Below are 24569 nucleotides of genomic sequence, written 5' to 3'. Positions count from 1 at the left end.
AGAGGATTCCTAGGCATGGCGGCGTTGCGTGGCCACCTCCCGCCGCGATAATTGCGCAGACCTTGCCCTCCGAATTCAGTTAACCCTACCCCCACATCACGATGCCTGTTTACCGCTCCAAAACCTCCACCGCCGGCCGCAACATGGCGGGCGCCCGTTCGCTCTGGCGTGCCACTGGCATGAATGACGACGATTTTCAAAAACCCATCATCGCGGTGGTCAACTCGTTCACGCAGTTCGTGCCCGGCCATGTGCATCTCAAGGATCTGGGCCAGCTGGTGGCGCGCGAGATCGAGGCCGCCGGCGGCGTTGCCAAGGAGTTCAACACCATTGCGGTCGATGACGGTATCGCCATGGGCCACGACGGCATGCTGTACTCGCTGCCCAGCCGCGACATCATTGCCGACTCGGTCGAATACATGGTCAACGCGCACTGCGCCGACGCCATGGTGTGCATCTCCAACTGCGACAAGATCACCCCCGGCATGCTGATGGCAGCCATGCGGCTGAACATCCCCGTGGTGTTTGTCTCGGGCGGCCCCATGGAAGCGGGCAAGGTCAACAAGACCGACCCCACCACCCACGCCGTCACCTTCAAGAAGCTGGACCTGATCGACGCCATGGTGATGGCGGCCGACGACAAGGTGTCCGACGCCGACGTGGCCGAGATCGAGCGCTCTGCCTGCCCCACCTGTGGTTCGTGCTCGGGCATGTTCACAGCCAACTCGATGAACTGCCTGACCGAGGCCCTGGGCCTGTCGCTGCCGGGCAACGGCACGGTGGTGGCTACGCACGCCGACCGCGAACAGCTCTTCAAGCGCGCCGGCCGGCTGGCGGTAGAGCTGTGCAAACGCTACTACGAGCAGGACGACAGCAGTGTGCTGCCCCGCTCCATGGGCTTCAAGGCATTTGAAAACGCCATGACGCTGGACATCGCCATGGGCGGCTCCACCAACACCATCCTGCACATCCTGGCCATCGCGCAAGAAGCCGAAATCGACTTCACCATGGCCGACATCGACCGCCTGTCGCGGTCCGTGCCGCAACTGTGCAAGGTGGCGCCCAACACCGACAAATACCACATCGAAGACGTGCACCGCGCGGGCGGCATCATGGCCATCCTGGGCGAGCTCGACCGTGCCGGCAAGCTGCATACCGACACGCCCACCGTGCACGCCAAAACCATGAAGGACGCGCTGGACGAGTGGGACATCGCCCGCAACCCGTCGGATGCGGTCAAGACCTTCTACATGGCCGGCCCCGGCGGCATTCCCACGCAGGTGGCGTTCAGCCAGGCCGCGCGCTGGCCCAGCCTGGACCTGGACCGCCAGGGCGGCTGCATCCGCGCCAACGAACACGCGTTCTCGCAAGAGGGCGGCCTGGCCGTGCTGACCGGCAACATCGCCCTCGACGGCTGTGTGGTCAAGACCGCCGGTGTGGACGCCTCCATCCTGGTGTTCGAAGGCCCCGCCCATGTGGTGGAGTCGCAAGACGAAGCCGTGGCCAACATCCTGGCCGACCAAGTCAAGGCCGGCGACGTGGTCGTCGTGCGCTACGAAGGCCCCAAGGGCGGCCCCGGCATGCAGGAAATGCTCTACCCCACCAGTTACATCAAGTCCAAGGGCCTGGGCAAGGCCTGCGCGCTGCTGACCGACGGGCGCTTCTCGGGCGGTACCTCGGGCCTGTCGATCGGCCACTGCTCGCCCGAGGCCGCCGCCGGTGGCGCCATTGGCCTGGTGAAGAACGGCGACCGCATCCGCATCGACATCCCCAACCGCACGATCAACGTGCTGGTGTCCGACGAAGAACTGGCCCGCCGCCGCGCAGAGCAGGACAAGCTGGGCTGGAAGCCCGCCCTGCCGCGCCCCCGCAAGGTGTCCGCCGCCCTCAAGGCCTACGCCAAGCTGGTGATGTCGGCCGACAAGGGCGCCGTGCGCGACCTGTCGCTGCTCGACTGACACCACCCGGCGCACAGGCGCTGTGTGCATGAACCCACCGGTCACTAGACCGGTGGGTTTTTTTTGCTCTGTCTTGAATAGCTGCTGGCGCTTATTTCGTAAACGCTACAAGCCAATTTGCTTGGAATTTCAGTGCCTTTCCGCCCTGGCTTGCGGACCCGGCGCACCGTGCCGGGCACAATACCGCCCACCATGCTGACCTACCCCCACATCGATCCCGTTGCCCTGCAGATCGGCCCATTGGCCATTCACTGGTACGGCCTGACCTATCTTGCGGCTTTTGGCTTGTTCATGCTGCTGGGCATTCGCCGCCTGCGCCATGAGCCCTTTGCCTCCATCACCGGGCCGGGCGCCTGGTCGCGCCGGGATGTCGAGGACATTCTTTTTCTGGGCGTGGTCGGCGTGGTGGTGGGCGGGCGGCTTGGATATTGCCTGTTCTACAAGCCGGGCTACTACCTCAGCCATCCGCTGGAGATCTTTGCCGTGTGGCAGGGCGGCATGAGTTTTCATGGCGGGCTGCTGGGCGTGATCGTGGCCATGCTGTGGTTTGCCCATTCGCGCAAGCGTCCCTGGCTGCAGGTGGCCGATTTCGTGGCACCCTGCGTGCCCACGGGGCTGGCGGCCGGGCGGGTGGGCAATTTCATCAATGGCGAGCTGTGGGGGCGTTTTGCCAGCCCCGACCTGCCCTGGGGCATGGTGTTTGCGCACAGCGGCTCGATGCAGCCGCGCCACCCGTCGCAGGTGTACCAGTTCCTGATGGAGGGCCTGCTGCTGTTCGTGCTGCTGTGGCTGTATGCGCGGCGTGAACGCCGCCAGGGTCAGGTGGCGGCGGCATTTCTGGCGGGTTACGGCGTGTTCCGCTTCATTGCCGAGTATTTCCGCGAACCCGATGCCTTCCTGGGCATCCTGTCGCTGGGCATGAGCATGGGCCAGTGGCTGTGCCTGCCCATGATCGTGGGCGGTGTTGCGCTCTGGCTGTGGGCAGAACGCCAGCCCGTAGCGGCTCGAAAATAACGATGAAATAGGCCTTCAGCGCTTTATGTGCAAGCACTGGAAGCTATTGAAAGCATAGTTATGGCCGTGCGCTGAGTTCAGCCACCTGCTGGCGCAGGGCGGCGTTTTCGGCCATCAGCTCGGCCACGCGTTGCTGCAGGGTGGCCACGGTGTCGGGTGCCTCATCACCTGCTGGCTCCACTGTTTCCTCGCGTGGCTTGCGCTTGGCGTCGCGCACGCGCTTGGCCGCCTGCTTGAGCTCGTCCTTGCCGGCGATGGCGGCCGCCACCTGCTCCTCGGCGGGCAGGCTGGCCACGGCGGCAGCGGCATTGAGCGAGATCGTGCCGGACTTGACCGCAGCCACCAGTTCGGGGGCTGCCTGCTTGCGGATTTTTTCGATCATCCCGACCTGGCTGCTGCTCAAGCGCGCCGCCCGGGCAATGGCTTCGCGGCTGTTCAGGGGCTCGGGTGCCGGTTCCGGGGAGGTAGCCGCTGCATCGTGCCCGGCGGGTGCTGGTGCGGGGTCGGCCGCTGCCAGGGCGGCGGCGCGCCGTTCGGCCACGATCTCGCGTTTGCGCAGGGCCAGCACGCCGCGCTGGAAGTCCGACACGCTGCGCCGGCCCAGGTGCTGGTCGATCATCCACAGATGCACGTCTTCCATCGACTGAAAGCGCGTGTTCTGCACCGTCTGGAAGGGCAGGCCATGCTTTTGGCAGATGCCGTAGCGGTTGTGTCCGTCCACCAGCACGTCGCCCCACAGCACGAGGGCGTCGCGGCAGCCCTCGGTCAGCAGGCTGCGCTCCAGGGATTCGTGTTCCTCGGGGGTCAGCGGATCGATATAGGCTTTGAGGTCCGGGTTGATGACGATGTTCATGGAGCGCAACAGGGGAGCAGGGCAGGGGCGGCATTGTAGGTGCAGCGGCCGGCAATGTTGCGTTGCCGCGTCGAACGACGGTTTTCAGTGGGATTGCTGGTAAGCCCTGATGGACTTATGGCGCGTCATTTCCAATAATTATCAGAAATTACATCCAATGCCTTCGTTTGAGATCACATTGGATGCGATTGAACGACGATCAACCCCAGGGCGTCTGGCGCGGTGTATTTCACCCGCGGGATTCCTCGCCTATCCAGGAGCCTTTGTTCGCCATGCGCACCGTTCCCAACTCTTTGCACGACGAAGCCGCAACGCGGCTGCGCGAGCAGATCTTTGCGGGTTCGTTGCCACCGGGCAGTTTTCTGGATGAGGCGGCCCTGTGCGAGCGGCTGGCCATTTCGCGCACCCCGCTGCGCGAGGCGCTCAAGGTGCTGGTGGCCGAAGGGCTGCTGCGCCACGAGCCGCGCCGAGGCTGCTTTGTGGCCGAGGTCACCGAACGGGATCTGGACGAGATTTTTCCTGTGATTGCCCTGCTGGAGGGCCGCGCTGCACATGAGGCCACCTGCCGCGCGGGCGCTGCCGATGTGGCCGCGCTGCAAGTGCTGCACCTGCGCCTGCAGCTGTGCGCGGACGAGGGGCGCATCACCGACTACTACGGGGTCAATCACGCCATCCATGAGGCTTTCATCACGCTGGCCAACAACCGCTGGCTGGCCCAGGTAATTGGCGATCTGCGCAAGATCCTGCGCCTGGCGCGGTTGCAGCAATTGCATGCGCCGGGGCGCCTGCAGCAGAGCCTGGCCGAGCACCTGGCGGTGTTTGAGGCCCTGAAACGCCGCGACAGCGATGCCGCCGAAGCGGCCATGCGCACCCATTTGCTGCACCAGCGCGAGGCGCTGCGTGACGTGGCCCGCCATCACCACTCCAGGCTGAACCCATGACCAATACCACTGAATGGATCACCCGCAGCGTTTCGCGCCTGCGCTCCGTGGCACCCGCCCCTGACAAGGCGCCCAAGGCCGCCAAGGCGGCCACCGAAAAGCATGCGACCGATGGTGCCGCCAAGGCTCCGGCGCCGCGCTCCACGCACGAGCGCTTGCAGGCCACGCTGCGCCGAGGCAGCGAGTCGCTGTCGCCACGCGCCTTGCGCCGTCTGCTGGCCGATCTGCAGGAAGTGGTGGCGCCGCAGGTGAGCGAGCTGGAGGGCGGACGCCGTGCCCAGGCCGTGGCGGCGTGGTACAGCCAGGCCGAGCCCGAAGAACGCCGCGACATGTGGCTGCTGCTGTGCGAGCAGTTCGCCCCCGACGCCACGCGCTTTCAGTCGGCGCGCCAGCGCTACGAGGCCGCCGCCGGCACGGCGGATGAAGGGCAGGCCGAAATCAGCCTGCGCCGGGCGCTGGTGTCGCCGCGCACGCGGTTGATGCAGCGCTTTGCGGTGTTCCCTGAGGGCATGCGCTTTCTGGTGGACCTGCGCGCCGAGCTGCTGCCCCAGCTCAAATCCGACAAGCGCCTGGTGGCGCTCGACGCCGATCTGGAGCACCTGTTCTCCACCTGGTTCGACGTGGCTTTTCTGGAACTGCGGCGCCTGTCGTGGGATTCCCCGGCGTCGCTGATCGAAAAGCTCATCAAGTACGAGGCCGTGCACGACATCCGCAGCTGGGCCGACCTGAAAAACCGGCTCGACAGCGACCGGCGCTGCTACGGCTTCTTTCACCCCCGCCTGCCCAACGAGCCGCTGATCTTTGTGGAGGTGGCGCTGGTGGACCGCATCTCGTCCAGCATCACGCCACTGCTGGACGAGGCGGCGGCCCCTGCCGACCTGGGCAAGGCCACCACCGCCATCTTCTATTCGATCAGCAACACGCAGCCGGGGCTGCGCGGTGTGAGCTTTGGCGATTCGCTCATCAAGCATGTGGTGGAAACGCTCACGGCCGAATTTCCGCGGCTGCGCACCTTTGCCACGCTGTCGCCGATTCCCGGCTTTCGGGCCTGGCTGGGCAAGAACGCGGGCGCCATGCTGCAGCGCCTGGACGACAAGCGGCGCGCCGAACTGGGCCGGGCCGTGGGGGCCGAGCAGCCCGAGGCCGCGCACCTGCTCGCCGGCGCGGACAAGGCGCTGGAACTGGATGCGCGCTCGCCCGTGCGCCAGATGCTGCTGGAATGCGCCGCTTACTATCTGGGCCGCGCGCTGCACGAAGGCAAGCCCGTGGATGCGGTGGCGCGCTTTCACCTGGGCAACGGTGCGCGGGTGGAGCGCCTCAACTGGGCCGGTGACCCGTCGGCCAAGGGAGTGAAGCAGTCGTATGGCCTGATGGTGAACTACCTGTACGACCTCAAGCGCATCGACAAGCACCGCAGCCTGCTGGCGCAAGGCAAGGTGCCTATGTCGGGGGACATCGACAGCCTGTGCCGCGGCTGATGGGTATCCGCAGGGGCTTTTTTCTTTCCACTTTTACAACGACAGGAGACAAAATGAAAGAGCAGTACATGCAACGCCGCACGCTGCTGGCAAGTGCCGCTGCCGCAGGTCTGGCGATGGCTTCAGGTGCCAGCTGGGCACAGGCAGGCTGGCCCACCAAGCCGGTGAGCCTTGTGGTGCCGTTTCCCGCCGGGGGGGGCACCGACGCCTTTGCCCGGCCACTGGCCGCGCAGTTCTCCAAGGTCACGGGCAAGACGCTGGTGATCGACAACCGGGGCGGGGCAGGCGGCACCGTGGGCGCCAGCTATGCGGCCAAGGGAGCGCCGGACGGCTACACCCTGTTCATGGGCGCCGTGCACCATGCCATTGCGCCCAGCATGTACCCCAAGCTCGACTATGACATCGAGAAAGACTTTGTTCCCCTGGCGCTGCTGGCCAATGTGCCGCAGGTGCTGGTGGTCAACCCCAAGGCGGTGCCGGTCAGCAGCTTCAAGCAGTTTCTGGAGCACGTCAAGCGCAACCCCGCCAAGCTCAACTATGGCTCGGCAGGGGCCGGCACCTCGCACCACCTGGCCGGTGAGCTGTTCAAGCAGCAGACAGGCACCTTCATCACGCACATTCCCTACCGCGGCGCGGGCCCCGCGCTGCAGGACCTGATTGCGGGCAATGTGGACATGATGTTCGACGGCCTGGGTTCGTCGGCCACGCACATCAAGAGTGGCCGCATCAAGGCGCTGATGGTGTCGGGCAGCAAGCGCAACCCGGCGTTTCCCGATGTGCCCTGCGCCGCCGAGCTGGGCCTGCCCGACTACACCGTGACCACCTGGTATGGCCTGTGGGCACCCAAGGGCACACCGGCCGATGTGCAGGCGCGCATCATCGAAGACATCCGCCGCATCGGCACTGCCGACGAGATCAAGGCCGTCTGGGCCAGCAACGGCGCAGATTACGGCGGCATGACGCAGCCGCAGTTTGCGAGCTTCGTCGGCGCCGAGGTGAAGCGCTGGGCGCAGGTGGTCAAGGCGGCTGGCGCCAAATTGGATTAACCCCCTGTGGCGCTGCGCGCCTTCCCCCTGAAGGGGAAAGCCACCGGTGGCCCGGCAAAGTCGGCTCCACGGTGGCACTGGTTTGCGGGCATGCCTGTTTCACCAACGGCGTGCTGTGCTCAACTTGAAAGGTCATCAACAATATGTCGGGTGAAGTGGTGATGGATGTCGGCGAGCGTGGCGTGGTGCATGTCACGCTGCGCCACACCGGCCGGCTCAATGCAATGTCGCGCGCCATGTGGCGCCAGTTGCGCTCTGTTTTTGAGGGCATCCAGCGCAATCCGCAAGCGCGCTGCGTACTCATAGAGGGGGCCGACGGTGCCTTTTGTGCTGGCGGCGACATTTCCGAGTACCCGGCCTTCCGCTTCGATGCCGCCGCGCTGCGCGACTTCCACGAAAACGATGTCTGGGGCGGCCTGCAGGCCATGCTCCAGTGCGATGTGCCCATCGTGGCGCACATTGCCGGCGCCTGCATGGGCGCGGGCGTGGAGATTGCCAGCTGCTGCGATATCCGCATTGCCGGCAGCAGCGCGCGTTTTGGCGCACCCATTGCCCGGCTGGGTTTCCCCATGGCGCCGCGCGAAGCGCAGCTGGTGGCGGGCGCGGTGGGCGACGTCACCGCGCGCCAGATGCTGCTGGAGGCCGCCACTTTTTCTGCAGCCGAGATGCTGGCGCGCGGATTTCTGAGCTGCGTGGCCGAGCCCGGCCTGCTGACTGCCGATGCACTGGGCACGGCCCGCCGGGTGGCCGCGCTGGCGCCTGGCGCAGCACGCCTGAACAAGCAGACCTTTCGAGCACTCAACATGCCCGTGGTGACCGATGGAAAATCACCTGATGCTATTGACATGGTAGTGAATGGCACACCCGATCCCTATGCCTATGCCGACAGTGCCGAGCACCGTGAAGGCATTGCCGCCTTCCTGGCCAAACGTCCTCCTGTTTTCTGATTTGCCATGAAAAAAACGAACAGCAACTCCAATCTGTTTTGCGCCTTGCGCGCTGCGTTCCCCCGGGATCTGGACCAGATCGCCGTCGAGACCACCTCGCCCCAGGGCGAGCCGCTGCACTACACCTGGCGTGACCTCGACCATGCCAGCGCACGCATCGCCAATCTGCTGGCGTCGCTCAAGCTGCCGGAGGGCAGCCGTGTGGCGGTGCAGGTGGAAAAGTCGGTCGAAGCCATGCTGCTGTACCTTGCCACGCTGCGCGCAGGCTATGTGTTCCTGCCGCTCAACACGGCCTACCAGAGCGGCGAGATCGAATACTTCGTGGGCAATGCCGAACCTGCCGTGGTGGTCTGCACACCGGGCAACTTTGGCTGGGTGTCCAAGATCGCCTTCAAGGCGGGCACGCAGCATGTGTTCACGCTGGGCGATGACCGCAACGGCAGCCTGCTGGAGCGGGCTGCACACCACAAGGACGAGCATGTTCCCGTGGTGCGCAATGCGGACGACCTCGCCGCCATCCTCTATACCAGCGGCACCACGGGCCGCAGCAAGGGCGCCATGCTGACGCATGGCAACCTGCTGTCGAATGCCCAGGTGCTCAAGGATTACTGGGGCTGGAAAACTGGTGACGTGCTGATCCACGCGCTGCCCATCTTCCACGTGCATGGCCTGTTCGTGGCCATCCACGGCGCGCTGATCAACGGCAGCAAGATGATCTGGATGGCCAAGTTCGACCCCAAGGCCGTGCTGGCCGCCATGCCCCGTGCCACCGTGTTCATGGGCGTGCCTACGCTCTATGTGCGCCTGCTGGCCGAGCCGGGCCTGAACAAGGAGGCCGCGAAGAACATGCGCCTGTTCATCGCAGGCTCGGCCCCGTTGCTGATCGAAACCTTCACCGAATGGCAGCAGCGCACCGGCCACACCATTCTGGAGCGCTACGGCATGAGCGAGACCATCATGCTCACCTCCAACCCCTATGCGGCCGATACACGCCACCAGGACCAGAGCGAGCGCCGTGGCGCCACGGTGGGCTTCCCGCTGCCTGGCGTGGGCCTGCGCGTGGTGGACGATGCCAACAAGCCGCTGCCCGTGGGCGAGATCGGCAACATCCAGGTCAAGGGCCCCAACGTGTTCAAGGGCTACTGGCGCATGCCCGAGAAAACGGCCGAGGAGTTCACCGCCGACGGATGGTTCAAGACCGGCGATGTGGGCAAGGTGGACGAGCGCGACTACGTGAGCATCGTAGGCCGCAGCAAGGACCTCATCATCAGCGGCGGCTACAACGTGTACCCCGCAGAGATCGAGGGCTTTATCAATGAGATGCCCGGCGTGGCCGAAAGCGCTCTGGTGGGCGTGCCCCACCCCGACTTCGGCGAGGTGGGCGTGGCCGTGGTGATCGCCAAGCCCGGCGCGCCACTCAGTCCTGAGGCCATCGTGGCTGCGCTCAAGTCACAGCTCGCCAACTTCAAGATTCCCAAGAAGTGTTTTGTGGTGCCCGAGCTGCCCCGCAACACCATGGGCAAGGTGCAAAAGAACCTGCTGCGCGAACAGTACAAGGGCTTGTTTGGCTGAACGCCCAGCGGTTCAGTCATAAAAAACGGGGCCCTTGTGGCCCCGTTCCGTTTCTATTTTCTAGCCATAGCACTTGGCAGCAAAGCGCCAGAGGGCAATGTTTCCTTAGCGCAGCACCAGCACCGGAATGTGCGAGTGCGTGAGCACATGCTGGGTTTCGCTGCCCAGCAGCAGGCGCTTGATGCCCTTGCGGCCGTGCGAGGCCATCACGATCAGGTCGCACTTGTGCTTTTTGGCGGCCGAGATGACGGCTTCGGCCACCAGATCGGACTTGGCTACTACGGCCTTGACCGTGACGCCTTCAGCGCTGCCCTGGGCCTTCACCTTGTCCACCAGCGCCTGGGCGGCGTCGCCCCACTGCTGCTCGATGCGCTTCACGTCAATCATGTCCACCGGCATACCGCCTTCAAAATAGCTGCGCGGGTAACGTGGAACCACCTTCAGTGCTACAACCGTGGCACCCGACAGGGCGGCCAGCGACAGGCCGGTCTCCACCGCCTTGTTGGAAAGTGCGGACCCATCAGTGGCCACCAGAATGCGTTTGTACATGCTTGACTCCTTGTAGTAGGGATTGTGAGAGCTTAGAGAGGATCATGTTTTTCGGCTTGATCCATGTCAATGTAAGTGTCATGCTTAGCCGATAGGCTCGCGCCATGTCCACGAACTCCTCTACTTTGCCAGATATGGCGCCCCATGTGCTGCTGGACGACCCGCAGGAGTGGGCGGCATTCGGGCGGCTGCGCCGGCCTGCGGGCAGCGGGACGCAAGACGCGGTGGCCGGGCAGTCCGTGTCCGGGGCGCTCGCCGAGGTTTCGCCCGATGCCGTGTGGGAGTCGAATGTGGTGCTGGAGGGCATGCACTGTGCGGCCTGCGCACTCACCATCGAAGAGGCATTGCGGTCCGTTCCGGGGGTGGAGCAGGTGGATGTGAGTGCCGCCACGCACCGTGCGCGCGTGGTGTGGCGGTCGGGCCGGGTCCTTCCGTCGCAGTGGATGGCAGCGGTGCAGAAGGCGGGCTACCGGGCCTTGCCGGCGATGGATTCCCATGCGCGCGCGCAGCGCCAGCGTGAAAACCGGCGTGCGCTGTGGCGCTGGCTGGTGGCGGGCTTTTGCATGATGCAGGTCATGATGTATGCGTGGCCTGCCTATGTGGCGCAGCCGGGGGATCTGACGGGCGAGATGGAGCAGCTGCTGCGCTGGGCCTCGTGGGTGCTGACGCTGCCCGTGGTGTTCTTTGCCTGCGGCCCCTTTTTTACCAGTGCGCTGCGCGACATCCGTCTGCGCCGCGTCAGCATGGACCTGCCGGTGGCCTTGGGCATGGCCATCACTTTCGTGGTGAGCACGGCAGGCACGTTTGACCCCGCAGGCATCTTTGGCCGCGAGGTCTATTTCGACTCGCTGACCATGTTCGTCTTTTTCCTGCTGACCGGCCGATGGCTGGAGCTGCGCCTGCGGGACCGCACGGCCGGCGCGCTCGAAGCCGTCATGAACCGCCTGCCCGACAGCGTGGAGCGGCGCGGTGCCGATGGCGTTTTTACCCGCGTGGTCACGCGCCGGCTGGCCGTGGGGGACACCATTCGCGTGCTGCCTGGCGAGGCCTTTCCTGCCGATGGCTGCATCACAAGCGGCAGCACACAGTCCGACGAAGCCTTGCTCACCGGCGAATCCACGCCCGTGGCGCGGCCCTTGGGCAGCCAGGTGACGGCGGGCAGCTACAACCTGCAGGCCCCGGTGGAGGTGCGGGTGGAGGGCGTTGGCGGGCAGACCCGGTTTGCCCAGATCCTGGCCCTGATGGAAAGCGCCTCGCTGCAAAAACCCCGGCTTGCGCAGTTGGCAGACCGCATTGCGCGGCCCTTCCTGCTGGCGGTTTTGCTGGCGGCCGGTCTGGCGGTGGCCTGGTGGTGGCCGTCAGACCCCGGCCATGCACTGATGGTGGCCGTGGCGGTGCTCATCGTTACCTGCCCCTGCGCCCTGTCGCTGGCCACGCCGGTGGCCATGCTGACAGCGGCCGGCACGCTGGCCCGCCATGGCGTGCTGGTGCGCAACCTGCAAGGGCTGGAGGCACTGGCCAGCGTGGATACCCTGGTGTTCGACAAGACCGGCACCCTCACCCGGGACGGCATGGCCGTGCAGGCAGTCCGCTGCGCACCGGGCCTCACGCGTGACGACGTGCTGGCGCTGGCGGCCACGCTGGCGCGGCAATCCATGCATCCGGCATCCCGCGCCATCGTGTCCGCGGCATCTGGGTCCAGCGTGCGCTGGAGTGCGGTGAATCTGCGCGAGGATGCAGGCCTGGGGTTGGCGGCCGAAATACATGACGCACGGGGCTCCGTAGCCCCGCGTTGGTTGCGGCTGGGTTCTGCCCGGCATGCAGGCGTGGCTGCGCAGGATGGCGGGGAAGCGCTGCAGGTGGTGCTCTCGGAGCAGGGGGGCGATGGCCAGTTCGCAGAGCTGGCACGTTTCGACGTGATCGAAGATGTGCGGTCCGAGACGGCTGACGTGGTGCGTGCCTTGCAGCAGGCGGGCGTTGCGGTGCAGATTTTGTCGGGCGACCGACCCGGCGCGGTACAGCGGGTGGCCGCGCAGGCGGGCATCTCCCAGGCAAAGGGCGAATGCAGTCCCCAGGACAAGCTGGCTGCCTTGCAGGATCTGCAGGCACAGGGGCGCCAGGTGGCCATGGTGGGCGATGGCCTCAACGATGGCCCGGTTCTGGCGGGGGCGAACGTGTCGTTTGCCTTTGGCCGCTCGGTGCCGTTGGCCCAGGCGCGTGCTGATTTCGTGGTGCTGGGCGGCAGTTTGTCGCTGGTGCCGCAAACTGTGCTGCTGGCGCGCCGGACCCTGCGTGTGGTGAGGCAAAATCTGGGGTGGGCTGTGGGCTACAACGCGCTGTGTGTTCCCCTGGCGCTGGTCGGCTGGATGCCGGCCTGGCTGGCGGGGCTTGGCATGGCGCTCAGCTCTCTGCTGGTGGTGCTGAATGCCGCCCGTTTGTCGCGCGCCTTGCCCGGTGTGGGGGTGTCGGCGGTGAACCTGCCCGAACAGGCGAAAGGCACAGTCCGCATGACTTCTGCTTCCCCATCTTCTCTGGACCCGGCCTGATGGACATCCTGTATTTGCTGATCCCTTTGTCGGTCATTTTGGTGCTGATGATCCTTGCGGGCCTGTGGTGGGCGATCTACCAAGGCCAGTTCGAGAGCGTCGAGCAAGAGGGTGAACGCATTTTTCGTAATGATTGACATGTGTCAATGTCGAATAACCCTACTTAAATAAAACTATTCCTGCATTAAAACGAGGTGCCCGATGGATTCTCCAAAAACAATGACTACGCACTACAGCGACACGGTGGTGCGTCAGTTTTCTATCATGGCCGTGGTATGGGGGGTGGTTGGCATGCTGGTAGGCGTATTCATCGCCGCACAGCTGGCATGGCCAGAACTCAATTTCGGCATTCCCTGGTTGAGTTACGGGCGCTTGCGTCCGCTGCACACCAACGCAGTGATCTTTGCGTTTGGTGGTTGCGGGCTGTTTGCCACCAGCTATTACGTGGTGCAGCGCACCTGCCAGACGCGCCTGTTCGCGCCGGGCTTGGCGGCATTCACGTTCTGGGCCTGGCAACTGGTCATCGTGGCGGCGGCGATCAGCCTGCCACTGGGCTACACCCAGGGCAAGGAATATGCCGAGCTGGAATGGCCCATTGACATCCTGATTGCAGTGACCTGGGTGTCCTATGCCATCGTGTTCTTTGGCACGGTCGGCACGCGCAAGGTCAAGCACATCTATGTGGCCAACTGGTTCTTCGGTGCCTTCATCCTGGCCGTGGCCTTGCTGCACATCGTCAACAGCGCGGCCATTCCCGCTGGCTTCATGAAGAGCTACTCGGCCTACGCGGGCGTGCAGGATGCCATGGTGCAATGGTGGTACGGCCACAATGCCGTGGGCTTTTTCCTGACCACGGGCTTCCTGGGCATGATGTATTACTTCATTCCCAAGCAGGCGGGCCGTCCGGTGTACAGCTACCGCCTGTCCATCGTGCACTTCTGGGCGCTGATCTTCACCTACATGTGGGCAGGCCCTCACCATCTGCACTACACCGCGTTGCCCGACTGGACGCAGTCGGTGGGCATGGTGTTCTCGCTGATTCTGCTGGCTCCCAGCTGGGGCGGCATGATCAACGGCATCATGACCCTGTCGGGTGCCTGGCACAAGCTGCGTGACGACCCCATCCTGCGTTTCCTGATCGTGTCGCTGTCCTTCTACGGCATGTCCACGTTCGAAGGCCCGATGATGTCCATCAAGACCGTCAATGCCCTGAGCCACTACACCGACTGGACCGTGGGCCATGTGCACTCCGGTGCGCTGGGCTGGGTGGGCCTGATCACCATGGGCTCGCTCTACTACATGGTTCCCCGCCTGTTCGGCCGGGAAAAGATGCATTCGATCAAGGCGATAGAGCTGCATTTCTGGATGGCCACCATCGGCATCGTGCTGTACATCGCTGCCATGTGGATTGCCGGCGTGATGCAGGGCCTGATGTGGCGCGCCATCAACCCGGACGGCACCCTGACCTACACCTTCGTTGAAAGCGTGAAGGCGACCTATCCGTTCTATGTCATCCGCGTCGCCGGTGGCCTGCTGTACCTGGGCGGCATGATCGTCATGGCCTGGAATGTGTGGGCGACTGCTATTTCTGGTCGTTCTGTCAAGGTGGCCATTCCCGCTGTGAACGCTGCGCACGCCTGAGCCCGAAGGAGCCCATTCATGTCTGATAACAACCAAAATGCTTCTGGCGGCTTCTCCCACGAGAAGGTGGAAACCAGCAATTTTCTGATGATCGTGCTGATCCTGCTGGTGATCGCGATTGGCGGCCTGGTGGAAATCGTCCCCCTGTTCTTCCAGAAATCCACCACCGAGGCGGTGACCGGCGTGCAGCCTTATTCGGCGCTGCAACTGGTGGGGCGCGATGTGTATATCCGCGAGGGGTGCTACAACTGCCACTCGCAGATGATCCGTCCGTTCCGTGCAGAAACCCTGCGTTACGGCCACTACTCCGTGGCCGGTGAGTTCGTGTACGACCACCCCTTCCAGTGGGGCAGCAAGCGCACGGGCCCCGATCTGCATCGCGTGGGTGGCAAGTACAGCGACGAATGGCATCGCATTCACCTGAACAATCCGCGTGACGTGGTGCCCGAGTCCAACATGCCTGCGTATCCATGGCTGGAGAAAAATGCCATTGATCCAGCCGATGTGGCGCCGCGCATGAAGGCCTTGCGGACCGTGGGCGTGCCTTACACCGACGCGCAGATCGCTGCGTCTGCTGCCGACGTGAAGGGCAAGACCGAAATCGATGCCTTGGTGGCTTATCTGCAAGTCATGGGCCGCGCGCTCAAGTAAAGGAGATTGGCCATGGACATCACGACCATGCGCATCGTCGCCACATTGGCATCGATGGCCTGTTTTATTGGCATCTGGGTCTGGGCCTACAGGGGCCGCAACAAGTCCCGGTTTGATGAGGCAGCCCGGCTGCCCTTCGAGCAAGATTGACCTTCACCAGAACGAGAACACCCCATGAGTGACTTCACCAGCAATTTCTGGTCGGTCTTTGTGACCACGCTGACCTTGGTCGGCATCATCGCCTGCGGCATTCTGCTTTGGATGGCGGGCCGCAAGAAGGTTATGGCCACGGCCGAGAACACCACCGGCCACGTCTGGGACGAGGACCTGGTCGAAATGAACAACCCCCTGCCGCGCTGGTGGGTGTGGCTGTTCGTCATCACCATCCTCTTCGGCCTGGGCTATCTGGCTGCCTATCCCGGTCTTGGCACCTTTACGGGCAAGCTGAACTGGACGCAAAAGGGTGAATACGAGGCTGAAATGGCCAAGGCCAAGACGGAAATCGAGCCGCTGTATGCGCGTTTTGCTTCCATGAAGCCTGAAGACGTGGCCGTGGATCCGCAGGCCCATGCGATCGGCGAGCGCTTGTTCATGAACAACTGCGCCCAGTGCCACGGTTCCGACGCCCGCGGCAGCAAGGGCTTTCCCAATCTGGCAGATGCTGACTGGCTGCATGGTGGCACCCCTGAAAAGATCCGCGAGACGCTGCAGAAGGGGCGCATCGGCAATATGCCTCCCATGGCCGCCGCAGTGGGTTCGCCGGAAGATGTGCGCAATCTGTCGCACTATGTGCTGAGCCTGTCTGGCAGCCCGCATGATTCGCTGCGGGCATCGCTGGGCAAGACCAAGTTCGTGGCGTGCGCTGCCTGCCACGGCAACGACGGCAAGGGTAACCAGGCTTTGGGCGCCCCCAACCTCACGGACGACATCTGGTTGCATGGATGGGGCGAAGCAGCCATCACCGCCATGATCAACAATGGCAAGGTGAACGAGATGCCCGCACAGGCCGACAAGCTGACCGAGGCGCAAATCGGGGTGCTGGCATCGTATGTGTGGGGCTTGTCCAACAAGCCTGCCGCAGCCCGATGAACTCGGGGTGGCTCCAGTTCCGACTGGGGCTGCTTTGCAGTGCTAGTTATCCGCTTCCATAGTCCGCACCATGAAATCATCCGACAAGGCGCCGCGCAAGGTCATTCCCATCGCGGCGGCCACGCCCGAGCCGTCGGCGGAGGGTGAACTTGTCTCCCTTTACGAGGCCCAGAAAAAAATTTACCCACGATCGATCAGTGGGTTCTTTGCGCGTTGGCGTTGGGTCATGGTGTTTCTCACGCAGCTCGTTTTCTATGGGCTGCCCTGGCTGGAGTGGGGCCAGCGCCAAATGGTGCTGTTTGATCTCGGTGCCCGTCGGTTCTATATTTTTGGGTTGGTCCTGTACCCACAGGATTTCATCTATCTCACGGGTTTGCTGATTATTTCAGCGCTCTCGCTGTTTCTGTTCACTGCGGTTGCGGGTCGTCTGTGGTGTGGCTTTGCCTGTCCACAGACGGTCTATACCGAGATATTCATGTGGATAGAGCACAAGATCGAAGGCGATCGCAGTGCGCGACTGCGATTGGATGCCGGTCCCTGGACCTTTGAGAAGATTCGCAAGAAATTCTTGAAGCAGACGGTCTGGGTTGCTGTTTCCCTCTGGACGGGTTTCACTTTTGTCGGGTATTTCGTGCCGATTCGGGAACTGGGTCCCGAGTTGTTGGCTTTTGCTGGCACCTGGCAGATTTTCTGGGTGTTTTTCTACAGCTTGGCCACCTATGGCAATGCTGGCTTCCTTCGGGAGCAGGTATGCAAATACATGTGCCCCTATGCGCGTTTCCAGAGCGCAATGTTCGATCGCGATACCCTCATCGTGACCTATGACGAAGCCCGCGGCGAGCCGCGCGGGCCCAGGGTCAAGACGGTGGACTACAAGGCCAAGGGCCTGGGCGAATGCATCGACTGCACCCTGTGTGTACAAGTGTGTCCCGTGGGCATCGACATCCGCAAGGGTTTGCAATATGAATGCATTGGCTGCGGTCTTTGCGTGGATGCCTGCAATACCGTGATGGACAAGATGCATTACCCCAGAGGCTTGATAAGGTATTCGACCCAGAATGGTGTTCTGCATCGCTGGAGCCAGTCGCAAATCTTGCGCCATGTCTTGCGCCCTCGCGTGCTCATCTACACCGCGGTTCTGGTGGCTTTGTGTGTGGGCATGCTGGCCAGCCTGAGCACGCGCACCCCCCTGAAGGTGGACATCGTGCGTGACCGTGCCGCCTTGTCCCGCATTGTTGCGGGGGGCAAGCTTGAAAATGTCTATCGACTGCAGATCATGAATGCCACAGAGGCCGCACAGCGCTACCGCATTACTGCGAGCGGGCTGGATGGCTTGGAAGTGGCTTCGGAGCAGGAGGTGGACATTGGTGCTGCAGAATCCCGTTGGGTCGCGGTGCGACTGCAGATACCGTATGGATCTGCGGCCCCTGGTTCCCATGCGATTCATTTCGATATATCTGCACTGGAAAGCGGCGGCAAAGTGACTGAGAAATCCATATTCCTGGTGCCACGCTGAGTCAATTGAGTGAAGGTCACGCTGTGCGCTGCATGGCGTCTTGTGGCCTGTATGCTGATACCTGAGGAGCTTCCATGCCAACCAGCCCCGTTATTACTCCCGGACCCCAGCCATGGTGGAAGTTTGGGCATGTCTGGCTGGTGATTGCCGGACCGGTCATTGTGGTGATCGCCGGCTTCATTACGCTGTGGCTTGCCGTGAGTCGGCCGGACCCCGTCGTCGAGGAGGACTATTACCGCAAAGGGATTGAGATCAACCAGACGCTGGCACAGCCAGAGAAAAGTTTGGCCCCTGCGCTCAAGGGCCGCAACCATGCGGCGACACCTGCCGTAGATCAGCCTCGCTGAACGAGAGTCCCAACTGGTCGCATACAAACGCTCCCCGCAACCCCGAGGAAACACACGATGTGGACACAACGCCTGATGTGGATTGCATGGCCCGCTTTTCTGGTGGCCGGGATCCTGGAAATGCTGGTTTTCGCCATGGTGGATCCACAGGATCTTCATTGGCTCGGTCAACCATTGACGCTGTCCCGCCAGGGGGTCTATACCCTTGCGTTCTTTGCGTTCTGGATCATTACCATGGCTGCCAGCGCGCTGACAACGCTGCTCTCCATGTCACCCTTTGAACTCAACCGCTGCCCCGTGCCTCCGGATGCCCGACCGGACGATTGCCACAAGGCATCGTCATGCCCGTGACGGCCCATACCTGAACAGCGATCAGTGACAAGCCTGCTGGTTGTTGACAATACGCTTGAGTGCCTCGGTGTCCAGAATGCGGACATGGCGCTGTTTGACTTCTACCGTGCCATCTTCCACAAACTTCGAGAACGTGCGGCTGACTGTCTCCAGCTTGAGTCCAAGGTAACTGCCGATTTCTTCCCGTGTCATTCGCAATACCAGTTCGGACTGCGAGAACCCGCGGGCATGCAGGCGTTGCACCAGGTTGAGCAGGAACGCGGCCAGGCGCTCTTCTGCGCGCATGCTGCCCAGCAAAAGCATCACACCGTGTTCACGAACGATTTCCCGGCTCATGATCTTGTGAACGTGGTGTTGCAACGCCGTGACTTCGCGCGATAGTTCTTCGATGCGATCAAAGGGCATGACACACACTTCGGCATCTTCGAGGGCGACTGCATCACAGGTGTGATGGTCGTTGACGATGCCATCGAGTCCAATGATTTCACCCGCCATCTGAAAGCCTGTGACCTGGTCGCGCCCATCTTCGGTAGCGACGCAGGTCTTGAAAAAACCAGTGCGAATGGCATAGAGAGAAGTGAACGACTCTCCATTGCGAAAGAGCGTACCTCCCCGCTTGATTTTTCGCCGCACTGCCACGATATCGTCAATGCGTTGCAACTGCTGCTCGTTCAGGCCTACGGGCATGCACAGTTCTCGCAGGTTACAGTTGGAGCAGGCGACTTTGATGGTTTGCGGGTTCATGGGCACTGGGACCTGGACAGGTCAGGGTAATTGGCTTGTATCTGCTGGGACTCCATTGTCCCGTGGTGCACGCGTGGCGGCTGACTTGAATCAAATTGTCCCCCCTGTACCCATTCGTCTTCTTGATTAAGGTCAAGGACGTGGGCCAAAGGGTACGGCACAGTACCGATGCACGCAAGGATATTTTCCCATGACCGCTGTTACCCCAGAACTTCTGCGCCGTTTTGACATTCCAGGACCGCGCTATACCTCCTACCCCACGGCTGACCGGTTTGTGGAGGCTTTTGGGCAAGAGGACTATGTGTTGGCACTGTCACAGCGCCGGCTTGGTGCTACGGCCATGGCACTGCCGTTGTCGCTGTATGTCCACATTCCGTTTTGCGAATCGTTGTGCTACTACTGTGCCTGCAACAAGATCATCACCAAGCACCATGACCGTGCCGACGTGTATTTGCGCTACCTCAGCCGCGAGATTGATCTGCACACGGCCCACTGCGGCACCGGACAGGTGGTCAGCCAGTTGCACCTCGGGGGCGGCACGCCGACCTTCCTTTCGGACGACGGGCTGCGCCAGCTCATGGCAACGCTGCGGCGCAGTTTCACCTTTGCGCCGGGTGGTGAGTATTCCATCGAGGTGGATCCTCGCACGGTCACTTCGGAGCGGCTGGCGGTGCTGGCGGAGCTCGGCTTCAATCGATTGAGCTTCGGGGTGCAGGATTTTGATGCCGAGGTTCAGAAGGCCGTGCACCGCATTCAGCCCGCAGAGCAGGTGTTTGCATTGGTGGAAGCGTCTCGTGCGCTGGGCTTTGAGTCGGTCAATGTGGATTTGATTTACGGGCTGCCGCGCCAGACACCCGAGTCGTTTGATCGCACGCTGGCACAGGTGGCCCAGTTGCGCCCCGACCGAATCGCTTTGTATGCCTACGCCCATTTGCCCGATCGTTTCAAGCCGCAGCGGCGCATCATCTCGACAGAATTGCCCGCTGCATCCGCCAAGGTGACCATGCTTTCGCGTTCGCTGGACGCGTTCATTGATGCCGGTTACGTCTATGTAGGCATGGACCACTTTGCCTTGCCTACGGATGCGTTGGCGGTTGCCAAGCGGCAGGGGCGCCTGCACCGCAATTTTCAGGGCTACAGCACCCAGCCCGACTGCGATCTCATCGCCCTGGGCGTATCCGCGATCGGCCGGGTGGGCGCGACCTACAGCCAGAACGCCAAGTCGCTGGAGGAGTACTACGACCATCTGGATCAGGGGCGGCTGCCCGTGGTGCGGGGGTTGGCGCTGAATCGTGATGACCTGGTGCGCAGGGCCGTCATCATGGCGCTGATGTGCCAGGGCGAGGTGTTGTTTGAGCCCATGGATCAAGCTTGGCTCATTGATTTTCGGAAGTATTTCGCGCCGGAACTGGAGCAGTTGGAGTCCATGACCGAGCAGGGACTCGTTACGTTGACTGCCGAGGGTGTCAAGGTAACGCCCATGGGCTGGTTCTTTGTGCGCGGCATTGCCATGGTGTTTGACCGCTATTTGCAGGCTGACCGCAATCGGGCCCGGTTTTCGCGCATCATCTGATACCCATCATTCGAGCTGTGCCCCGGTCTTCATGCTTGCACCCCTTGCCGTAACGGCTTTGCTCATGGGGCTCGCTGGCGGGCCCCATTGCTTGGCCATGTGCTCCGCGCCTTGCGGTGCGATCATCGGCCAAGGGGTGGCGCGCTCGCAAGCGGGCAGTCCCGTCTCTCAGCCGGTTCAGTGGTTTCCCAAAGATGGAACCGCTCGCCGGCTGTTCGCATTTCACTTCGGGCGCCTGGCGGGCTATGCCGGGGGGGGCGCCCTGGCAGCGCTGGCCATGGACAGTCTGGCATGGGTGACCCGGCAAACCATGGCCTTGAGTCCGGTATGGACGCTGATGCACGTGGCGGTCATGGCCTGGGGTTTGATGATGATGGTGCAGGCGCGACAGCCTGCGTGGGTAGAGCAGGCAGGGCGTGCAGCCTGGCGCCGCGTGCAACCCCTTGTCCGCGCGCCGGGTGGACTGCTGGTGGCGGGCGGGCTTTGGGCACTCATGCCATGCGGATTGCTTTATTCGGCCCTGCTGGTGGCAGCGCTCAGCGGCAGCGTGTTGCAGGGCGCTGTCACCATGGTGTTTTTTGGCGTGGGGAGTGGGTTGTGGCTGGTGGGCGCGCCCTGGCTGTGGGGGCGGCTGCGTTCACGCATCAACGCGGTGCGAGCCAGTTGGGGAACCCGGCTGGCGGGTGCGCTGCTGGTCGGGGTGGCGGGGTGGGCATTGTGGATGGATCTGGTTTACAAACCCTCTCTCTGGTGCAGATAACTTCAGCGGGAAATACCTTGGGGTCACTCTGGCGGGTGGCGTCACGCCAGAACTTCATCATTGGGATTGCGGGGCACAATGGCCTGGGCGGCGGCGATAATCCTTGCAGCCAAGGGTGGTGCGCATGTCTCCATGTTTCTCCATGCATGCCGTGAAACTCCGTGAATTCCTTCCTCCTTATTGATACCGGCCCGCTTCGCATCGGCATGTATGTTCAGCCCGACGTGGGCTGGATGCACCACCCATTCAACGACCGTTATGCCAACGTCGTGTCGGTCGATTCGGCCAGACCGCTGAGGCCCAAGGTCATCGTTCATGATGCCCGGGTGCCCAAGGACGAAGCCCCCGTGCTGGACCTGGAGGCGATGCCCGAGCGGGCTATACGGCGTAGCCTGAAGCCTGCGCAGTTGCCGCGCGATGCGCTTGGCTATCTGTCTCCGCGCAAGCGGATCTGCCATTTTTTTGCGCGCGCTGTAGATCCTGGTCCTGACGAGGTGCACGCATGAACCCGCTACCACCGCAGTCTTGGCTGGACGGCCTGCAGGAAGCGGTGTGGCTCGTGGATGCCGGCAGTTTGTGCATCGTCCAGTCGAACCAGGCGGCTGAGCGACTGGTGGGCATGTCCGGGGAGGACATGGTCGGCAAGGCGGTGACAAGCCTGGCGGCAACACCCCAGGACTGTGCATTCTGGTCCGAGCCATTGGCCACTCTTGCGAAGGGCATCCACTCCCACACCTGCGTATGGCGGGCCGATGGCGTCCTGGTTCCGGTCGATCGGCGTGTGACCTGTCTACAGCACGACGGCGCTCCAGCGGTTTTGATGCTGACGATGCTGGACCGCAGTGCCCAGGAGGCTAGCCAGCAGGAACTCGAGGCCCTGCCGTCCGAGTTGCGCTCCACCCTGGATTCCGCAGCCGATGGCATGCTGGTATGTGGGCTTGACGGACGTGTGCGCGCCTTCAACCAGCGGCTGGTGCACATCTGGAGCATCCCCCGCGAACTGCTGTTGCAGCGCAATGACACGGCGGTGCATGACCACCTGGCCTCCCGGGTGGTGGATCGCAAGCACTACCAGGAACGTCTGAGTGCCATTGAGCGCGATCCGCTGCTTGAGAGTACCGACATCTTCCAGTTGCACGGCGGCATGACGGTGGAGCGTCGCGTTGTTCCGCAGCTTCACCAGGGCCACCCCGTGGGGCGCGTTTATTCTTTTCGGGATATCACCCGGCAGGCCGAAGCGCAGGCCAGCTTGCGCCTGGCGGCGCGGGTTTTCGATTCCAGCCTGGATGCCATTTTCATTGCAGACAGCAGGCACCATCTGATGCGCATGAACCCGGGTTGCGAGCGATTGCTGGGCCCTTGCGCAGCCGCTTTGGAGGGGTCCATGGCCGCGTCTCTGTTCGGCAGTGGTTCGGACGCCTCCTTCATGGAGCAGGTGCAGGCGGGATGGGAAAGCGATGGTTTCTGGGAGGGTGAGCTCTGGCTGCCCCGTGACAACGGTGCTTACTGTGCCGTGCATCTGTCGTGGGTGGCCCTGCGCGATGACGAAGGCCGGCTGATACAGAGCATTGGTTTCATGCGTGACCTGACGCAGCAGCACGCGGCCAAAAAACGCATCGAGGAACTGGCGTACAGCGATGTCCTGACCGGTTTGCCCAATCGGCTGCTTCTTTCTCAGAGGGTGGAAACCGCGATCCAGGGTGCTCGCGCCAGCGATACGGGCTTTGCCATCCTTTTCCTGGATCTGGACCGGTTCAAGATCGTCAATGACTCGCTCGGCCATCACTTCGGTGATCGCGTATTGCAACTGGTCGCCGAGCGTCTGCAGGCTTGCCTGCGGCAGACGGACATGCTGTGCCGGCTTGGCGGCGATGAGTTCGTGATTTACCTGCATGGCGCCGACGCTGTCGTGGCCGAAAGCGTGGTGCGCCGGATGCTGGAGGACATGCTGAGCCCCTTCTTGCTGGATGGCATGGGCTTTTCCATCCAGTGCAGCATTGGCATGGCGCTGTATCCGCAGGACGGCACCACCCTGGACGAACTCATCAAGCAGGCTGATACGGCCATGTACCGTGTCAAGGAGCGGGGGCGTGGCAGCTATGGCTTCTACCAACCGCAGATGAACGCCAACCTGCTGTCGCGCATGAAGCTGGAGCACGCCATGCGCCAGGCGCTGGGCGAGCAGCGGATGGCCGTGCACTATCAGCCCCAGGTGAACCTCGCTACCGGCCGGATCGTCGGCGCGGAAGCGCTCATCCGATGGACCGACCCCGAGTTTGGCGTGGTATCTCCCACGCAGTTCGTGCCGCTGGCGGAGGAGTCGGGCTATATCGTGACGCTGGGGGCGTGGGTCATGGAGCAAGCCGTGCGGGAGGCGGCGCAGTGGATGCACGAGGGCATGCCCATTGTGGTGTCCGTCAATGTGTCTGCGCTGGAGTTTCGCCAGGCCGATTTCGTCGAGCGCCTGACGCGCCTGCTGGCTGTGCACCAGTTGCCGCCGACCTTGCTGGAGCTGGAGCTGACCGAAACCATCCTGCTGCAGGATGCGCAGGAAATGGAACTGCGATTGTTCTCCCTGGCTGCGCTGGGTGTGGGCCTGGCCATTGACGACTTCGGCACAGGCTACTCCAGCCTGGCCTATCTGAAGAAGCTGCCCATCGACAAGCTCAAGATCGACCAATCCTTCGTGCGGGGATTGCCGGAGGATGACGGCGACCGCGCCATTGTCAGCGCCATCGTCAGCATGGGGCATGCGCTGCATATCGAAGTGGTGGCCGAGGGCGTGGAAACCCTTGGACAGCGCGCCATGCTGCAACAGCTGCAGTGCGGGCATTTTCAGGGATTCCTGTGCTCACCGGGCTTGCCAGGCGCCGAGTTCCGTCAATTGCTGTTCAACTCCAGCCACGGGCTGGCGCAGTTTGCGCCGGTCGAATAACCGGGGTTCACCGGTGGTGTCAGCGGCGGGTGGCACGCTGACCTCGTTTGCCTCGGAG

General features: G+C 63.0%; 22 protein-coding genes and 1 pseudogene. 20 read left to right on the top strand and 3 right to left on the bottom strand.

The genetic code is table 11. The features are described 5' to 3' along the window. Positions 1–101 precede the first annotated feature (101 nt). On the top strand, positions 102–1958 hold the full coding sequence (gene ilvD, locus K225_RS0106725) for a dihydroxy-acid dehydratase (RefSeq protein ID WP_026435703.1): 1857 nt from the start codon (positions 102–104) through the stop codon (positions 1956–1958). Between the two features lie 192 nt (positions 1959–2150). Next, the gene (gene lgt, locus K225_RS0106720) at positions 2151–2972 is read left to right on the top strand and encodes a prolipoprotein diacylglyceryl transferase (protein WP_026435702.1); all 822 of its coding nucleotides are present in this window, start codon (positions 2151–2153) and stop codon (positions 2970–2972) included. A gap of 58 nt (positions 2973–3030) precedes the next feature. Here the strand turns inward: lgt and K225_RS0106715 are convergent, their stop codons facing one another. Beyond that, complete coding sequence (locus K225_RS0106715) at positions 3031–3825, bottom strand: hypothetical protein (protein ID WP_026435701.1); 795 nt, start codon at positions 3823–3825, stop codon at positions 3031–3033. Between the two features lie 272 nt (positions 3826–4097). Between K225_RS0106715 and K225_RS0106710 the strand changes: the two genes are divergently transcribed. The 5 genes from K225_RS0106710 to K225_RS0106690 all read left to right on the top strand — a co-directional run bounded on the left by K225_RS0106710 (position 4098) and on the right by K225_RS0106690 (position 9809). After that, positions 4098–4766, top strand: coding sequence for a GntR family transcriptional regulator (locus tag K225_RS0106710; RefSeq protein WP_026435700.1), 669 nt, complete (start codon positions 4098–4100; stop codon positions 4764–4766). Continuing rightward, positions 4763–6244: a malonyl-CoA decarboxylase gene (locus K225_RS0106705; RefSeq protein ID WP_026435699.1), complete on the top strand. Its 1482-nt coding sequence runs from the start codon at positions 4763–4765 to the stop codon at positions 6242–6244. The genes K225_RS0106710 and K225_RS0106705 overlap by 4 nt, the downstream gene beginning before the upstream one ends. Positions 6245–6297: 53 nt before the next feature. After that, positions 6298–7290 (top strand): tripartite tricarboxylate transporter substrate binding protein, encoded by a 993-nt coding sequence (locus K225_RS0106700; protein ID WP_026435698.1) that lies wholly within the window; start codon positions 6298–6300, stop codon positions 7288–7290. A gap of 143 nt (positions 7291–7433) precedes the next feature. Next, positions 7434–8237 (top strand): enoyl-CoA hydratase/isomerase family protein, encoded by an 804-nt coding sequence (locus K225_RS0106695; RefSeq protein ID WP_026435697.1) that lies wholly within the window; start codon positions 7434–7436, stop codon positions 8235–8237. Between the two features lie 6 nt (positions 8238–8243). Further along, positions 8244–9809 carry a malonyl-CoA synthase gene (locus K225_RS0106690; protein WP_026435696.1) on the top strand — a complete coding sequence of 522 codons (1566 nt, stop codon included), beginning with the start codon at positions 8244–8246 and terminating at the stop codon, positions 9807–9809. Positions 9810–9914: 105 nt separating this feature from the next. Here K225_RS0106690 and K225_RS0106685 read toward each other — a convergent pair whose 3' ends face one another. Next, positions 9915–10358, bottom strand: coding sequence for a universal stress protein (locus K225_RS0106685; RefSeq protein WP_026435695.1), 444 nt, complete (start codon positions 10356–10358; stop codon positions 9915–9917). Positions 10359–10462: 104 nt separating this feature from the next. Here K225_RS0106685 and K225_RS20465 point away from each other — a divergent pair, with 104 nt between their 5' ends. The 9 genes from K225_RS20465 (at position 10463) to K225_RS0106640 (ending at position 18499) form a co-directional block, all read left to right on the top strand. Continuing rightward, the gene (locus K225_RS20465; RefSeq protein WP_051248743.1) at positions 10463–12904 is read left to right on the top strand and encodes a cation-translocating P-type ATPase; all 2442 of its coding nucleotides are present in this window, start codon (positions 10463–10465) and stop codon (positions 12902–12904) included. Continuing rightward, a complete protein-coding gene (ccoS, locus tag K225_RS0106675; protein ID WP_026435694.1) occupies positions 12904–13041 on the top strand; it encodes a cbb3-type cytochrome oxidase assembly protein CcoS in 138 nt (45 codons plus the stop codon). The genes K225_RS20465 and ccoS overlap by 1 nt, the downstream gene beginning before the upstream one ends. A gap of 64 nt (positions 13042–13105) precedes the next feature. Beyond that, positions 13106–14545, top strand: coding sequence for a cytochrome-c oxidase, cbb3-type subunit I (gene ccoN / locus K225_RS0106670; protein ID WP_026435693.1), 1440 nt, complete (start codon positions 13106–13108; stop codon positions 14543–14545). 18 nt (positions 14546–14563) lie between these two features. Beyond that, on the top strand, positions 14564–15196 hold the full coding sequence (gene ccoO / locus K225_RS0106665; protein ID WP_026435692.1) for a cytochrome-c oxidase, cbb3-type subunit II: 633 nt from the start codon (positions 14564–14566) through the stop codon (positions 15194–15196). A gap of 12 nt (positions 15197–15208) precedes the next feature. Beyond that, positions 15209–15346, top strand: coding sequence for a cbb3-type cytochrome c oxidase subunit 3 (locus tag K225_RS0106660; RefSeq protein WP_026435691.1), 138 nt, complete (start codon positions 15209–15211; stop codon positions 15344–15346). A gap of 24 nt (positions 15347–15370) precedes the next feature. Next, positions 15371–16285: a cytochrome-c oxidase, cbb3-type subunit III gene (gene ccoP / locus K225_RS0106655; RefSeq protein WP_026435690.1), complete on the top strand. Its 915-nt coding sequence runs from the start codon at positions 15371–15373 to the stop codon at positions 16283–16285. Positions 16286–16355: 70 nt separating this feature from the next. Then, positions 16356–17801: a cytochrome c oxidase accessory protein CcoG gene (gene ccoG, locus K225_RS0106650; protein WP_026435689.1), complete on the top strand. Its 1446-nt coding sequence runs from the start codon at positions 16356–16358 to the stop codon at positions 17799–17801. A gap of 74 nt (positions 17802–17875) precedes the next feature. Further along, positions 17876–18148: a FixH family protein gene (locus K225_RS0106645; RefSeq protein WP_026435688.1), complete on the top strand. Its 273-nt coding sequence runs from the start codon at positions 17876–17878 to the stop codon at positions 18146–18148. A 57-nt stretch (positions 18149–18205) separates the two neighbouring features. Then, the gene (locus K225_RS0106640) at positions 18206–18499 is read left to right on the top strand and encodes a hypothetical protein (RefSeq protein ID WP_026435687.1); all 294 of its coding nucleotides are present in this window, start codon (positions 18206–18208) and stop codon (positions 18497–18499) included. Positions 18500–18520: 21 nt separating this feature from the next. Here K225_RS0106640 and fnr read toward each other — a convergent pair whose 3' ends face one another. After that, positions 18521–19243 (bottom strand): fumarate/nitrate reduction transcriptional regulator Fnr, encoded by a 723-nt coding sequence (gene fnr / locus K225_RS0106635; protein ID WP_026435686.1) that lies wholly within the window; start codon positions 19241–19243, stop codon positions 18521–18523. A 190-nt stretch (positions 19244–19433) separates the two neighbouring features. Here fnr and hemN point away from each other — a divergent pair, with 190 nt between their 5' ends. The 4 genes and pseudogenes from hemN (at position 19434) to K225_RS0106615 (ending at position 24511) form a co-directional block, all read left to right on the top strand. Further along, positions 19434–20816, top strand: a complete 1383-nt coding sequence (hemN, locus tag K225_RS0106630; protein WP_026435685.1) for an oxygen-independent coproporphyrinogen III oxidase — start codon at positions 19434–19436, stop codon at positions 20814–20816. A gap of 31 nt (positions 20817–20847) precedes the next feature. Continuing rightward, positions 20848–21576 carry a sulfite exporter TauE/SafE family protein gene (locus tag K225_RS0106625; RefSeq protein WP_026435684.1) on the top strand — a complete coding sequence of 243 codons (729 nt, stop codon included), beginning with the start codon at positions 20848–20850 and terminating at the stop codon, positions 21574–21576. Positions 21577–21824: 248 nt separating this feature from the next. Then, positions 21825–22082: pseudogene (locus tag K225_RS0106620) on the top strand (phosphohydrolase); the annotation flags it as partial. Next, positions 22079–24511, top strand: coding sequence for a bifunctional diguanylate cyclase/phosphodiesterase (locus K225_RS0106615; protein ID WP_026435682.1), 2433 nt, complete (start codon positions 22079–22081; stop codon positions 24509–24511). The pseudogene K225_RS0106620 and the gene K225_RS0106615, both read left to right, overlap by 4 nt. Positions 24512–24569 lie beyond the last annotated feature (58 nt).

It is taken from the genome of Acidovorax sp. JHL-9, assembly GCF_000426205.1.
Lineage (GTDB): Bacteria > Pseudomonadota > Gammaproteobacteria > Burkholderiales > Burkholderiaceae_C > Acidovorax > Acidovorax soli.
The sequence above is the reverse complement of the archived record's forward strand: the minus strand, read 5'-3'. Positions and strand labels throughout refer to the sequence as shown.

What these genes read in the sequence shown, in the direction of transcription:
- ccoS (WP_026435694.1), top strand. Translation starts at nt 12,904, where the DNA reads ATGGACATCCTGTATTTGCTGATCCCTTTGTCGGTCATTTTGGTGCTG.
- K225_RS0106685 (WP_026435695.1), bottom strand. Translation starts at nt 10,358, where the DNA reads ATGTACAAACGCATTCTGGTGGCCACTGATGGGTCCGCACTTTCCAAC.
- fnr (WP_026435686.1), bottom strand. Translation starts at nt 19,243, where the DNA reads ATGAACCCGCAAACCATCAAAGTCGCCTGCTCCAACTGTAACCTGCGA.
- K225_RS0106700 (WP_026435698.1), top strand. Translation starts at nt 6,298, where the DNA reads ATGAAAGAGCAGTACATGCAACGCCGCACGCTGCTGGCAAGTGCCGCT.
- K225_RS0106710 (WP_026435700.1), top strand. Translation starts at nt 4,098, where the DNA reads ATGCGCACCGTTCCCAACTCTTTGCACGACGAAGCCGCAACGCGGCTG.
- ccoO (WP_026435692.1), top strand. Translation starts at nt 14,564, where the DNA reads ATGTCTGATAACAACCAAAATGCTTCTGGCGGCTTCTCCCACGAGAAG.
- K225_RS0106640 (WP_026435687.1), top strand. Translation starts at nt 18,206, where the DNA reads ATGTGGACACAACGCCTGATGTGGATTGCATGGCCCGCTTTTCTGGTG.
- hemN (WP_026435685.1), top strand. Translation starts at nt 19,434, where the DNA reads ATGACCGCTGTTACCCCAGAACTTCTGCGCCGTTTTGACATTCCAGGA.
- K225_RS0106625 (WP_026435684.1), top strand. Translation starts at nt 20,848, where the DNA reads ATGCTTGCACCCCTTGCCGTAACGGCTTTGCTCATGGGGCTCGCTGGC.
- ilvD (WP_026435703.1), top strand. Translation starts at nt 102, where the DNA reads ATGCCTGTTTACCGCTCCAAAACCTCCACCGCCGGCCGCAACATGGCG.
- K225_RS0106690 (WP_026435696.1), top strand. Translation starts at nt 8,244, where the DNA reads ATGAAAAAAACGAACAGCAACTCCAATCTGTTTTGCGCCTTGCGCGCT.
- ccoN (WP_026435693.1), top strand. Translation starts at nt 13,106, where the DNA reads ATGGATTCTCCAAAAACAATGACTACGCACTACAGCGACACGGTGGTG.
- K225_RS20465 (WP_051248743.1), top strand. Translation starts at nt 10,463, where the DNA reads ATGTCCACGAACTCCTCTACTTTGCCAGATATGGCGCCCCATGTGCTG.
- K225_RS0106715 (WP_026435701.1), bottom strand. Translation starts at nt 3,825, where the DNA reads ATGAACATCGTCATCAACCCGGACCTCAAAGCCTATATCGATCCGCTG.
- ccoG (WP_026435689.1), top strand. Translation starts at nt 16,356, where the DNA reads ATGAAATCATCCGACAAGGCGCCGCGCAAGGTCATTCCCATCGCGGCG.
- lgt (WP_026435702.1), top strand. Translation starts at nt 2,151, where the DNA reads ATGCTGACCTACCCCCACATCGATCCCGTTGCCCTGCAGATCGGCCCA.
- K225_RS0106695 (WP_026435697.1), top strand. Translation starts at nt 7,434, where the DNA reads ATGTCGGGTGAAGTGGTGATGGATGTCGGCGAGCGTGGCGTGGTGCAT.
- K225_RS0106615 (WP_026435682.1), top strand. Translation starts at nt 22,079, where the DNA reads ATGAACCCGCTACCACCGCAGTCTTGGCTGGACGGCCTGCAGGAAGCG.
- K225_RS0106645 (WP_026435688.1), top strand. Translation starts at nt 17,876, where the DNA reads ATGCCAACCAGCCCCGTTATTACTCCCGGACCCCAGCCATGGTGGAAG.
- ccoP (WP_026435690.1), top strand. Translation starts at nt 15,371, where the DNA reads ATGAGTGACTTCACCAGCAATTTCTGGTCGGTCTTTGTGACCACGCTG.
- K225_RS0106660 (WP_026435691.1), top strand. Translation starts at nt 15,209, where the DNA reads ATGGACATCACGACCATGCGCATCGTCGCCACATTGGCATCGATGGCC.
- K225_RS0106705 (WP_026435699.1), top strand. Translation starts at nt 4,763, where the DNA reads ATGACCAATACCACTGAATGGATCACCCGCAGCGTTTCGCGCCTGCGC.